This window comes from Nostoc sp. JL33 (genome assembly GCF_017114985.1).
GTDB lineage: Bacteria > Cyanobacteriota > Cyanobacteriia > Cyanobacteriales > Nostocaceae > Nostoc.
In genome coordinates this window covers 45,358-57,924 of sequence record NZ_JABXKP010000070.1, presented here as the reverse complement: position 1 = coordinate 57,924, position 12,567 = coordinate 45,358, and the positions used below count along the sequence as shown (strand labels likewise).

The following is a 12,567-nucleotide window of genomic DNA, read 5'->3' as shown; positions in this document are numbered from 1 at the left end:
GAGAACTTCTAGGTATCTTTCAGAGGAAGAACAGAGTATTGATAGCTTATCATGATGGATAGGCTATCAATGCCACATTGGAGTTATATTAATGTTAATCACGGACTCTACAACCGACCAGAGCGTTCAGTTGCTTTATTAATGAACTAAAAATCAGGCTATGAATACCACAAAAGAAAAAGTTCAATCTCTGCTGAACCAATTGCCAGATGATTGCTCAATCGAAGATATTCAATACCATCTGTATGTAATTGAGAAAGTTAGTCGTGGATTAGAAGTAGCCGACACAGAAGGAGCGATCGCACAAGAGGAAGTTGAAGAACGTTTGAGCAAATGGCTTATCAAGTAGTTTGGTCTCCTAAAGCACTAGAAGATGTAGAAGATATTGCCACATACATATCTCGTGACTCGACTGCTTATGCTGCGGCAGTAGTTCAGAGGATAATCGATGTAACTCGTCACTTGAGCAACTTTCCTTTTTCAGGTCGAATAGTACCAGAGTTTGGCAATGATACTATTAGGGAAAAGTTTGTATATAGCTATCGAATCATCTATCGAATTCAGGATGAAACTTTAACTATTGCAGCAGTGATTCATGGAAAAAGACTATTGGATAAACTGGATGCAGATTGAGGGTAAGTCAAAGTAATTCGTAATTGATAATGACGCTCTCTACGAACGCGAATAGCGTGTCGCAGACAGACGCTAAAAGCGTAGCTTGTCGGACGCTCTTTCTACGTGGACACGAGAAAGCGCGTCGCTAACGTAATTCGTAATTACGGCGTTGCTGATTACAGTATGAAAAATAATTTTCGACTTACAGACAATTACATAATTCATGATCAAATCAACCCTTTACATGGGATGCTTGTTGATGATTAGTGAGTTTTGCCAATGTCTGTTGTTTCTGCTATCACTGTTACTGTTCCCGCCACAACTGCGAATTTGGGGCCTGGTTTTGATTGCATCGGTGCAGCATTAAAACTGTACAACGAGTTCAAGTTCACTCGTCTAGAAGAGGGTGGGCTAATAATTCATGTCACTGGTACGGAAGCTGAACGAGTCCAAACTGATGAAAGCAATCTCCTCTACCAAGCCTTTGTCAAGTTCTATCAACATATACAGCAGACGCCGCCGACTGTGAAAATAGAGATTAAGTTAGGTGTCCCGTTGGCGAGGGGTTTGGGTAGTTCGGCGACAGCAATTGTAGGTGGGTTGGTTGCTGCTAATCAACTTGAGGATGCGCCTCTTTCTCAGGCGCAGGTGATGGAGTTAGCGATCGCAATGGAAGGACATCCTGATAATGTAGTTCCAGCTTTGTTGGGAGGATGTCGTCTTGCTGCTACCAGTGGTGCAGCTTGGGAAATTTGTGATGTTCCCTGGCATGAAGATGTTGTACCAGTTGTGGCTATTCCTGATTTTGAACTTTCCACCCACCAAGCGCGGGGCGTTCTTCCAACTCAGGTTAGTCGCGCGGATGCGATTTTCAATACCGCACATTTGGGATTATTGTTGCGTGGACTGGAAACTGGTAACGGACAATGGTTAAAGACAGCTTTGCAAGATAGATTGCATCAGCCTTATCGCAAAGGTTTAATCCCTGGTTATGATGCTGTCAACATCGCAGCTGTTAGTGCTGGTGCTTATGGTATGGTGATTAGTGGTGCCGGTCCGACACTGTTAGCTTTGGCGGATAAATTACACTCAGAGGCTGTAGAGGCGGCGATGTTAGCTGCTTGGCAAGAAGAAGGAATTACAGCCTCGGTGCGATCGCTTTCTCTCGATACCCAAGGCGCAAAAAGCTAGAAGATAAGGGACAGGAGCAGGGGAAAAATTTTTAACTCCCCACTCCCCACTCCCCACTCCCCACTCCCCACTCCCCACTCCCCACTCCCCACTTAGCTACAGCAAATGGTTGCATAATTTCTAGTTTTTAATACTTGCTAAAAAATCATCTGTGGATGAATTAACTGGTATCCAGCCTCTTTAAGCTTTTCATTCGACACCCAAGCATTATATGGGCGGGTACTCTTGATAGAAGTATCCCATTTAACTTTGGGTAAATTATGTTTTTCAAATAGGCACTCTAGCAAGTCTCGGCTAGTGAGATGTGCATCATCTACCAGATTGTAAATCCCTTGCAAACGACGGTGACGGGCAAACTCTATCGCACCAACAATATCATCCAAATGAATCCAATTTGTGATATCCTCGCCATTGCCAGGACGGGTTGCACCAGAATATCTGCTAAATATTTTCAACAGTTCCCTGCCAGCCCCATAAATCCCTCCTAAGCGGAAGATACAAACACGGAGATTTTCGCTAGATGCTGATAGCAACACATCCTCTGTTTTTCGGAGAATTTGTGCATTTAAATTAGCGGGTGCAAGCGGTGTTTCTTCATCTACCCATACACCATTTCTGTCACCATACACTGCATAACTGCCTGTGTATATTAATTGTTTCACACTCTTAATCTGCTGCAAGGATGAAACTAAACTTTGGGCAGTTTGTAGATAAGTTTCTTCATAAACTTCCCCACCTTTTGCACCAACACTCAAAAGTACAACATCTTGATTCTGCAAAACTGATTTTAGACTATCTAGGTCATTCCCACGGGTAACTACAACTCTTTGGGATACTGATTCTAGTGCCGGGATACGCTCAGGGGAAGTTGTGGTTGCACTGACAACAAAACCCATCTTTTGCTTCCAATATTGAGCAACTTTATAACCAACATAACCACAACCAATGATTGCAACGTTCATGACAAATTAGACACAAATAAATTAAACTACTCATCGAGACTATATTCTCAATTAAGGGACTGGACGTAAATAAATTTAACAGTCCAGAGCTAACAGTCAATAGTCAATAGTACAGAGATTTTTACCTAAGTGAGTGGGCAAGAATAAATTAAACCATGTTACGCAATGTAAAATTAATTAAATTGCTTCGTAGTAAGGGCTTCACCCCTTACCGTTCTCCCAAGGGGAGAAGACTTGCTCTTTGTGACGCTATCGCCCTTGGCGTCTGGCGCCACTTGCTCCACTTTGGGAAACCCCTGTCCCCGCAGTGGCTCCCAAGCACTCCCTCACGCGCGTGGCTAGCGCCTGCCGTAGGATGCCCGAACGCGCAATAGCTTCTCCTGTCTTGAGAAGGGCTGTAGGGAGAAGACCGTGCTAACTGACTACAAACCTTTAATTATTCACGCCCACTTACTTAATGACTAATGACTAACCAGTAGGAAGCCATATTCACAATTAAGAGTACCTTCCCGATGTAATCGTTTAATTGCTTATCCTCACCGTTGATGGCCTTAACTGTGATGTCCGAAATTGTGTTACTCATATTGAATCTGATTTATAGGGAATATTGCCAAGTCTCCCATATTACAGGTACTCTAAACCCGGTTTCTTTAAGGAAATTAGGTTTGTTAGCCTTGTTACCCCTACGATTCTGCCTATTTTCGGCTAAATATTCTGGGTATGGTTTTTAGCTATGTCTACGACGGGCTATTCGGTGAAGGATTCAAACAACCAACCTAGATATTCGGTTTAAACAACTAAGATAAGCCCATTATGATAAATCAAATATTAGTAATATCACCTGGATGTTTTGACACTCCCCGGCATAAATGCACGGGGATTCTAATATCTACCTAGCTACTTGCTCTATCAGGCTTGCGCCAGAAAGAGTAGAGGTTGCTAGTCCATTAGCGTTACTTTGGATGTGTCCCATCCTAGCAAGTCTAGCAAGGTTCAGAATATTTTGCGCGGCGTTAACATCTCTATGTAAGTTGCATCCACAAATACATTTATGAGTACGAGTTGATAGAGATTTTTTGACAATGATGCCACAGTAACTACACTTTTGTGAGGTATAATGAGGTGGTACAGCAATCGCTAATTTGCCAAATTTAACCGCGAAATATTCTATCCATTGTCTGAACAAATACCAACTAGCATCACTAATTGATTTTGCTAAACAATGGTTTTTTACCATATTTGAAACTCTTAAATCTTCGTAGGATACTAAGTCGTTAGACTTGTTTAAGTTCCGCGCCAGTCTCTTGGCGTGTTCTATCCTTTGCCTACTTACTCTTAAGTGTTTTTTGGCATAGACTTTACGAGCGTTGCGTCTACCCGACGAACCTTTTACCTTTTTGTAAATACGTCTTTGAGAATGCTTGATTGATTTTTCAGCCTTTCTTAAAAACTTAGGATTAGGTTCGTGATGCCCATTAGAGTCAGAGTAGAAGCTCTCAATTCCAACATCTAAACCGATTTCTTCGCCTGTTTTGGGCTGAACATCTACTACATCAATTCCAATGCAGAACTGAGCGTAATATCCATCAGCACGACGAATCAATCGGACTCGCTTTATATCTTTAATATTGTATTGGTGGATGTCCCACTTACCTAGCAGCTTAAGTTGTCCGATACCCTTTTTATCAGTAAAGGTAATGCGGCGCAAAGTGGAATGCAGCTTCCAGCCTGACGTTTTGTATTCAGTGCTACGACAATCTTTTTGAAAGCGAGGATATCCTTTCTTGCCCGATTTTTTGGACTTACAGTTGTCGTAGAAACGAGATATAGCAAACCATCCACGTTCTGCGGCTGATTGTACAGCCATTGAATTTAGATCGGCAACAAACTTAAAATATGAGCGTAATTCAGTAGAATACTTGTTAAGTGCAAACTTGTCAATTCTTAACTCACGTTCTGCATCCATCCAGTATCTAATCGCTTTATTGCGAATAAATTGAGTTGTACGAATAGCATCGTCAATTGCTTGATATTGAAATTGTTTCCCCTTAACTTTGTACTCTAAAACTAGCATTGATTTTTTATAGTTTGTCTACGACCTGTGTTTATAGTACAATGGCTATAGACGAGAGTCAAGAGGTATGAGCAATATTATGGGTAAGTTTTGCAGTCACGAATATCGGCATGAAAGTAATGCTGTTTCGTTACTAAATTATCACTTTGTCTTTATTCCAAAAAGACGGAAGAAGGTTCTAGTCGGTGCGATTGCAGAGAAGCTGCAAGAAATTATATTTGAGGTTTGTGTAGAGAATAGATGGCGGATTATTGTCTTAGAAATTATGCCAGATCACGTACATTTATTTGTCAACGCTAAACCTAGTGACGATCCTAGTAAAATTATTAGGCTAATAAAAGGTCGTGCATCTTCCATACTAAGAAAGCAGTTTCCAGAGCTATTAAAAATACCAACTCTTTGGACTCCAAGTTACTTTGTAAGTACGGCAGGAAATGTTTGCACAGAAACAGTCAAGCGTTATATTGAGCAACAAAAGGCTTGAGTGCAGGAGAAATCCTGCTATGAGCTTTCATCCCTTGTCTAAAGCACAGATGTGTCCGACTGAGTCGGACACATCTTCAAGGGTTTTCAGCTTTTCCCTTATAAAATTGTACTAATCTCTGCATTTTTATGGGAATAAACAGAGAGTGCTGAGTAACCCCATAGATAAATCTAGAGGATTGAAATAAGGAGGCATTGGAGTACTGAGTTCTGAGTCCTAAGTAAGAAGTAGTACTAATGAATCTTTCCACTCCCCGCAACGCAGTGGCTCCCCTTGTGGGCGGTATATTTAACTCTTAGCCGAGGTACTTCTTTACTCAGCACTCTAATTGGGCACTGGACACTATTTCGGTAATCATTCTACTGCGTGGTTCATGCGTCATCGACTGAGACTGAGGGCAGCGCTCGAATTGAGGTTGATAACCTGTCCCTGAACCGTTGAAGCAGAAGGAACGCCTAGTAAATTATTGATAGTTGGAGCCACATCAATATTGTGGATTGTGCCGATACTGCCACGACGACTGATATCGGGGCCAGCCGCGTAGAAAATGGCACTCAGTTTGGATATATTCGGGTCATAGCCATGCGCTCCGTAGAAATTAGGTACTGAAAACACTAAATTGTTGGCATCCCCCAAACGAGTCACCACAGGACTTTGAATTCCGTCAAAGTTATAACCATCGCTCATAATCGCGAAGACATCACCACTATCTTGACCAACAAATTCGCTAGTATTCAGTCCAAATTTCGGCTCGTTTAAATTCGCTGGCAACGGACGAGTATAAATCTTATCAAAAATGGCTTGCCGTTTTGACGATACATAGTTGTAATTCGTGTCTACCAATTCCTTGAGAGCGGCGACAATTTGTTTTTGGATAGTGACATATTCAGAGCGACTGACGATGCCGTTGGGTTCCCGTCCCTGAAGATTAATATAAATGTTAGCTGCTGGCCCCGATGTTACACTTCGGACTTTATTTGAGTCAAAACCTTTACTTTTGAGGAAGTTATTCAGGTTAACCGTGGTGTGAAAGGTAGAAAAACCATGATCCGATACTACAATAATGTTACTGTTTGGTTTCCCGTGACTATCCGTACCTACTGCATTAATGATCCGCTCTACAGCATCATTAGCTGCCCGATAAGCAGCCTGTACATAAGACTTATATCGGGCGACTTTTGCTTTGTCTTGCGCTGCACCAATTGTATTGGGATTGCTCGGATTAGTTGCTTGACGTAAATCAGTTAAGAGAAACTGGTGTTCAGAGCCGTCTGGCTGCTCAATATAAACCATCACCAGTGAAGCATTGGGATTTTGCTTGATTGCTCTCAAAGCAATCCGCGTCTGATAATCTACAAAACCTCGAACTTGGTCTTCATAGATAGCTTCTAGTTCCGTGTCGGGGAAAGTGTTAAATCCCGGACTCAATCGTTCTATAATCCGGTAATCAGACTGAGGCCACCAGAAACCAACGTTATTATTAATGTCATCAACTGTAGTTTGGACTGCGGGATTATTAGGAATAGCGTTAGCACTGTAACGCGCAATCCTCAGACTACTCAAATCAGGAGCCAGATTACTGACATAAAAAGCAGTTCCAGCTTTGTTGTCACTACCTTCTAAATAAAATAAGCTGGATTTTTTATCCCGCGCTCTTACGTATGCTGGCCCAGTTGAAGGTAAATTGAAAGATTGATGTTGAATCCCAATATTAGAATCAAAAAATACTAGGGTGTCATAGTCCTTTTGATGATTATTGCTGGTGTCAAGTGCAGCAACTTGGATATCATAGTTAACACCACCAACAAGAAATTGATCACCAAGACTTGCTTGCACAATTGGGCTGTAAGAAACTTTTCCTACTGTTTTGAGTTGACTGACAGTAAGAAAGGATGCCAAGCTGAAGTTAGCTGTCGTCAAACTGAAACCTTTAGCACCTGCACCAGCAAAAGCTCCAAAAGGGACTGTATAAGATACGGTTCTCTTACTAGCGGGTTGAATAATTGGGCTGTTAGTTAAACCTGGTACTGGAACATCAACTCCATCTGCTCCGGGAAAAGTTGCAGTCACAACTTTCTTCCCATTTTGTTGGAGTCTAATCCACAGTGGTTCAGCAGTTGGGGACAAATTTGCAGCAGGGCCAGTAGTCGAATATCCGCCGATCGCAGCCGCAAAACCACTTATGTTAGAAGTGAATGGGCTGGCTACTAGGTGAAATGTGTTGGCATTAATATCATTGCGTGCAGCGGTAGAACCCGTACTGATTGCAATATGGCAAGCAGCTGTCAGAGATGCGCTACAGGTTATGTTCCGCTCTGCATAAACTCCCTTGTTTTTAATCAGTCCTAATCCTTGCTTTGGACTCAGAACACCACTCTTGAGATACTGTTCGACAAAATCTGGAGTAGCTCCATCTAGAGAAATCAAAATTACTTTGGGTTGTGATTTGCTTACTCCTGGTTGAACTGCTAAAGAATGCAGACTTATAGTTAACAAACAAGCCACAAGTAAAACAACAGTTAAGCGCACCAGCCATTTATGCCTTGACCATCGAAATATTTTATCTAGCTCAAAACCTCTACTTTTTTTAAGTGAATAAAATTTTCTCACATTTCCTCCCTAAGCATACCGTCATATTTTTAACTTGATAAGGACTTACGCATTTATAGATCCCCCAACCCCCGATAAATTGGGGGCTTTCAAGTTCCCACCTTTTTTAAGGGGGGTTCGCGTAGCGTGCGAGGTTTCAAGCTTTGATTGCGTAAGTCCTATTGATTACTCATCTTCAATTTACTAAAAGTATGTTAAGTAAAAACTATGAAAATCTTAAGCAGAGCAATTTTTACCGAAAATTTGGGTCTAATGTGAAAAAGTCACTTCTTCCCCGAACTCATTCATGTTCTAACTGCGGGATAGAAATTTGTCGGGATACAAATGCCGCGATTAATATCCTCAATTCGGGAATGACAATCTTAGGGAGCGAGTGGCAAAACAGTACTTCTGGGCAAGAATAATCTGCCTCCGGTTGAGGGAAAGCATGGGGAGAAGACCGCCAATACTATTGATGGGAAACTTGAGAAAAGCAAGCGGATTTCTGTGAACCATGAATTAGAATCCTCGTGAGTTTACTGGTATGTCAAATCCAACTACCAGATAGCACCAGATATATTAAGCTCGGTATACGGGGAGTCGCCCAGATGCCTACACGCTGATTGCTTGCAATCAGTGTAGGAGTATGTCATCAAACTACAGAAACACATATCAGAACTTTTTCTGTATATTTGTGTAACTTGCGTTCAAAAAGCTAGCTACTAGCCGTCTATAATTTGTGGTTTGATTTCAAAAGCCGTGGGGATAACCCAAAATCCAACATCCCAAAATCACCCATGATTGAAATTGACGGTTCCTACGGAGAGGGAGGCGGACAAGTTCTTCGCACTTCCTTAAGTCTAGCGGCCATCACTGGCGAACCCATACTAATTTCAGGCATTCGCGCTGGACGCAAAAAGCCAGGATTAGCAGCACAACATTTAACAGCAGTTCGGGCTGCGGCGAGAATTTGTAATGCCCAACTACGGGGTGATGCTTTGGGTTCAATGCTGCTGGAATTCATCCCAGGTAGTGCTGTGCAAGCTGGAACTTATACCTTTGATGTTAGTAAAGCACAACTTGGTGGTTCTGCGGGTGCGATCGCTCTAGTTTTACAGACAATTCTCTTACCTTTGGCACTAGCATCTGGCAATTCCCAAGTAACACTAAAGGGTGGAACTCATGTGAACTTTAGCCCGACAGTGACGTACATTGAGCAAGTTTATTTGCCGATACTGCAACGCATGGGTGTAGAAGCCCAAGTCAAGTTAGGCGCTTGGGGGTGGTTTCCCCAAGGTGGCGGAGAGGTACAGTTGCAAGTGAGTGGCGGTGGTAAACTCAACGGCATCAACTTGCTAGAACGGGGAGAGTTACAACAGGTGCGAGGGCTAGCAGTCGTGACGGAATTGCCTTCGCATATTCCCCAACGGATGGCGAATCGTGCCGAGAATTTGTTACGGGAAGCCCATTTGAAAGTTGCTGTACACGCTTTGCGAGAAAGAGGTATAGCACCGGGTGCGGGTATTTTTTTAACTGCTGAGTATCAGAACAGCTTGACTGGCTTTGGTGGATTCGGGCGTTTGCGGTTGTCTGCGGAGACAGTTGCAGAGATTGCTTGTCAGCAACTACTTGAGTTTCATAAAACCGGCGCAGCAGTAGATGAACATTTAGCAGATCAGTTATTATTGCCAGGTGCTTTAGCCTCACAGGAAAGTCATTACCGGATAGCTGAGGTAAGTAGGCATTTGACGACGAATGCAGCCGTAATTGAACAGTTTGGGTTGGCGCAGATTAGGGTAAATGAAGCTGAGAAAATCGTGTCAGTGATTCCTGTAATTGGTGGATAAGATTAAAGACTAAACACTTTCTTAAGAGCCTTGATTTTTGTAGTATCAATGCCACATCCCAGTTTGGAGATAGGATTTATCGTGCCGACTTACTTAATCAAAACCCCATCTACATAGACGGATGTGGCGATTTTGATGGGTATTGGCGTGATGTGGTTGGTAGATGTTACAAATGGTTATAAAAATGTTACAAGCACTTGCTTGATTGTTAATGTGAGGATGTTATTTCAAAACTCGGTAATGGTAATACTTTTACCAGAGAGAGAACTGAAGCTGTTTATGTTGCACTCGTGCATTTTGTAGATAAGCGTCCAAAAACTGACGGAAAGCCAGCTAAACTATTCACATTTACTATGGCTTTACGAGGAGGAAAGGCGCTTCAACCAAGAGATCCCAACCAAGAAGTGGTGGAACTTGATGCTAGGATGGCAACGGAAGTTACCGAGATTGTGCACAGAGTATTGGAATCGGAATTAGACCTAACGTGAGTTCCCCATAGTACAACTGAGAAGGAAACGATCTTAACGATCGCTTAAGTCAGTTTGCGATCGCAAATACAAGACATTGGGCATTAGTTTATCGAATAGCCCAAAGAAACCTCACCCTGGTTTCTGCTACGCAAAACCTTTCCCTCTCCGAACCCACGGAGAGGGATTAAAGTCAGGACTCTTTGAGGTTTTTGTTTTAGGTAATTCGAGTAGCTTTGTTAATTCTCCCGCTTCTCTTGCCGTTCTTTGAGTTTTAGCATGATCTCTGCGTGCATCTCGCGGGTAATCGGGTAAAAATACGTTAAAACTAAGCCCAGAATCAAACAAACTGTAGGTATGGGGCCAACAGCAACGCGAATAGCAAACAGTGCCGATTCCGGTTGGATGGGTGGTGGACTTCCGGCTACAGATGCTTTGAAACCCGATACTTGCAAAGCATTTCCTACCAAAAACAGCCCGAAAGCTAAACCAAATTTTTGTAGCAAAACCATGAAGCCATAAAAAATGCCTTCTCTGCGTTGTCCGGTTTGGAGTTCATCTAATTCAATCACATCTGGAATCATCGACCAGGGAATTAGATAAGCTGTGGATACACCAACACCCGCCATCACAGCCATCACATACATCAAAGCTATTTGACCAGGTTGTAAGAAAAATAGTCCGGCAGCAGCTATGATCCATAAACTCATTCCCATAAAATAAACAAGTTTTTTCCCGATTTTTTTACTCAGCGCCCCCCAGACAAATAGCATCAGCAGGGCAGTTCCTTGGACTGCAATCAACAGTGTGGGCACATCTGATTCTGTAAGACCCATACAATTGACTACAAAATATGGAATAATGCTGGCTGTAATTTGCACACCTAGCCAAGAAAAAAGATATATACCAATAACAAATAGAAAAGGTCGGTTGCTAAAGACAATTTTTAGCTGTTCCAAGAAGGGGAGAGATGCAGGTTCTTCGGACTGGATGCGTTTGGACTCAAAAGCCAGGATGCGATCGCGGACTCCAAAAACGCACCAATATAATGCCAAAATCGAAATTACCGTACAAATTGCTGCTAAAACGAGATATCGTTGTTGGCGATCGGCAATTTGGGAAAAAACAATTTGCGCTAAAATCAACGACAGAATGCTACCACCAATGGAAAATGTAAAGCGAAAGCTGTTAAGTCCGGTGCGTTCGTCGTAATCTTGAGTTAGTTCTGGAGTCATCGCCGTATAAGGCAAATTCACAACCGTGAAAAAGGACTGAGATAGTACCCCAATCGCTACGTAATACCAGAATAGCGGCCAAATATTATCACTCTGATTTGCCCTAAATTGCGGTACAATCCACTGCAAAAAGAAGAAAATTCCAAAGGGGATTGCTCCATAAAACATCCAAGGAAGACGACGACCCCAGCGACGAGATTTCGTTTTATCACTCAGGAACCCGATAACCGGATCATTTATCCCATCCCAGATTTTGCTAATCATCAAAATACTGCCAGCTAAACCCGCAGGGATACCAGCGATATTGGTAAAGAAAAACAGCAGATAAAAAACGGAGATATTTGCAGTAATTGCTGGGCCTAAATCCCCAGCACCGTAAGCGAGTTTTGTTTTAAAGTCGAGTTTTTGACTCTGAGGATCTCGTTGGGCATCGCCATCAGCAGCAGAATCGTTCATAATAACTTGCGCTCATACTAAAATATAAAGTTTGCGATCGCATCGCTTTCGATACTAGCTATCTACCACTCCCGTTAGACTTATGCCAGATATTTATGTTTCTTGGTCAGATTATCACCAAAAAATTGAACAACTGGCTATTCAGATTTATCAATCCAGTTGGGAATTTAACCAGATTATCTGTCTTGCTAGAGGAGGACTACGAGTTGGAGATATTCTCTCCCGTATATACCAGCAACCACTGGCAATTTTAGCAACCTCATCTTACAGTGGCGCTGGTAAGCAAGAAAGAAGTAATTTAATTTTCTCGCGCCACTTGACAATGACCGCCGAAAAGTTAGGTTCGCGCATTCTTCTAGTGGATGACTTAGTAGATTCTGGGATCACACTGCAACAGACTATACCTTGGCTCAAGCAAAATATTGATTTTCCCATTGAGGAAATTCGCACCGCCGTTCTTTGGTATAAAGCCTGTTCAGTTATAGCACCCAATTATTATGTTGATTATCTGCCTGACAACCCCTGGATTCATCAACCCTTTGAACACTACGAGCAGATGAACCTTGCTGAACTTGCGGCTAAGGTAAATCAGATGTGTTGATAAATACCTAAACAAAATTAATTTTACATAGATCGGCGATCGCCTG

General features: G+C 42.4%; 13 protein-coding genes. 8 read left to right on the top strand and 5 right to left on the bottom strand.

All coding sequences use genetic code 11. The features are described 5' to 3' along the window. Positions 1–160: 160 nt before the first annotated feature. From HWQ23_RS19885 to thrB, 3 genes are all read left to right on the top strand, one after another. Positions 161–349 (top strand): hypothetical protein, encoded by a 189-nt coding sequence (locus HWQ23_RS19885; protein WP_292831634.1) that lies wholly within the window; start codon positions 161–163, stop codon positions 347–349. Further along, positions 334–633, top strand: coding sequence for a type II toxin-antitoxin system RelE/ParE family toxin (locus HWQ23_RS19880; RefSeq protein WP_292831632.1), 300 nt, complete (start codon positions 334–336; stop codon positions 631–633). The genes HWQ23_RS19885 and HWQ23_RS19880 overlap by 16 nt, the downstream gene beginning before the upstream one ends. 261 nt (positions 634–894) lie before the next feature. Beyond that, the gene (thrB, locus tag HWQ23_RS19875) at positions 895–1,806 is read left to right on the top strand and encodes a homoserine kinase (protein WP_292831629.1); all 912 of its coding nucleotides are present in this window, start codon (positions 895–897) and stop codon (positions 1,804–1,806) included. 137 nt (positions 1,807–1,943) lie between these two features. Here thrB and HWQ23_RS19870 read toward each other — a convergent pair whose 3' ends face one another. The 3 genes from HWQ23_RS19870 to HWQ23_RS19860 form a co-directional block, all read right to left on the bottom strand. Then, a complete protein-coding gene (locus tag HWQ23_RS19870; protein WP_292831626.1) occupies positions 1,944–2,768 on the bottom strand; it encodes an SDR family oxidoreductase in 825 nt (274 codons plus the stop codon). 454 nt (positions 2,769–3,222) lie between these two features. Then, the gene (locus HWQ23_RS19865) at positions 3,223–3,351 is read right to left on the bottom strand and encodes a hypothetical protein (RefSeq protein WP_292831623.1); all 129 of its coding nucleotides are present in this window, start codon (positions 3,349–3,351) and stop codon (positions 3,223–3,225) included. A gap of 306 nt (positions 3,352–3,657) precedes the next feature. Further along, positions 3,658–4,842, bottom strand: coding sequence for an RNA-guided endonuclease InsQ/TnpB family protein (locus HWQ23_RS19860; protein ID WP_292831620.1), 1,185 nt, complete (start codon positions 4,840–4,842; stop codon positions 3,658–3,660). Between the two features lie 79 nt (positions 4,843–4,921). Between HWQ23_RS19860 and tnpA the strand changes: the two genes are divergently transcribed. Continuing rightward, positions 4,922–5,326, top strand: coding sequence for an IS200/IS605 family transposase (gene tnpA, locus HWQ23_RS19855; RefSeq protein ID WP_292831617.1), 405 nt, complete (start codon positions 4,922–4,924; stop codon positions 5,324–5,326). 378 nt (positions 5,327–5,704) lie between these two features. Here tnpA and HWQ23_RS19850 read toward each other — a convergent pair whose 3' ends face one another. Next, positions 5,705–7,936 (bottom strand): alkaline phosphatase family protein, encoded by a 2,232-nt coding sequence (locus HWQ23_RS19850; RefSeq protein WP_292831614.1) that lies wholly within the window; start codon positions 7,934–7,936, stop codon positions 5,705–5,707. 191 nt (positions 7,937–8,127) lie between these two features. Between HWQ23_RS19850 and HWQ23_RS19845 the strand changes: the two genes are divergently transcribed. The 3 genes from HWQ23_RS19845 (at position 8,128) to HWQ23_RS19835 (ending at position 10,250) form a co-directional block, all read left to right on the top strand. Next, a complete protein-coding gene (locus tag HWQ23_RS19845) occupies positions 8,128–8,340 on the top strand; it encodes a zinc ribbon domain-containing protein (protein WP_292831611.1) in 213 nt (70 codons plus the stop codon). A 372-nt stretch (positions 8,341–8,712) separates the two neighbouring features. After that, on the top strand, positions 8,713–9,762 hold the full coding sequence (rtcA, locus tag HWQ23_RS19840; protein ID WP_292831608.1) for an RNA 3'-terminal phosphate cyclase: 1,050 nt from the start codon (positions 8,713–8,715) through the stop codon (positions 9,760–9,762). Between the two features lie 353 nt (positions 9,763–10,115). Next, entirely contained in the window at positions 10,116–10,250 is a 135-nt protein-coding gene (locus HWQ23_RS19835; protein WP_292831605.1) for a hypothetical protein, read from the top strand. A gap of 218 nt (positions 10,251–10,468) precedes the next feature. On the opposite strand, the gene HWQ23_RS19830 is transcribed toward HWQ23_RS19835, so the two are convergent. Next, positions 10,469–11,920, bottom strand: coding sequence for an MFS transporter (locus HWQ23_RS19830; RefSeq protein WP_292831603.1), 1,452 nt, complete (start codon positions 11,918–11,920; stop codon positions 10,469–10,471). Between the two features lie 82 nt (positions 11,921–12,002). Between HWQ23_RS19830 and HWQ23_RS19825 the strand changes: the two genes are divergently transcribed. Continuing rightward, positions 12,003–12,521: a phosphoribosyltransferase gene (locus HWQ23_RS19825; RefSeq protein ID WP_292831600.1), complete on the top strand. Its 519-nt coding sequence runs from the start codon at positions 12,003–12,005 to the stop codon at positions 12,519–12,521. Positions 12,522–12,567 lie beyond the last annotated feature (46 nt).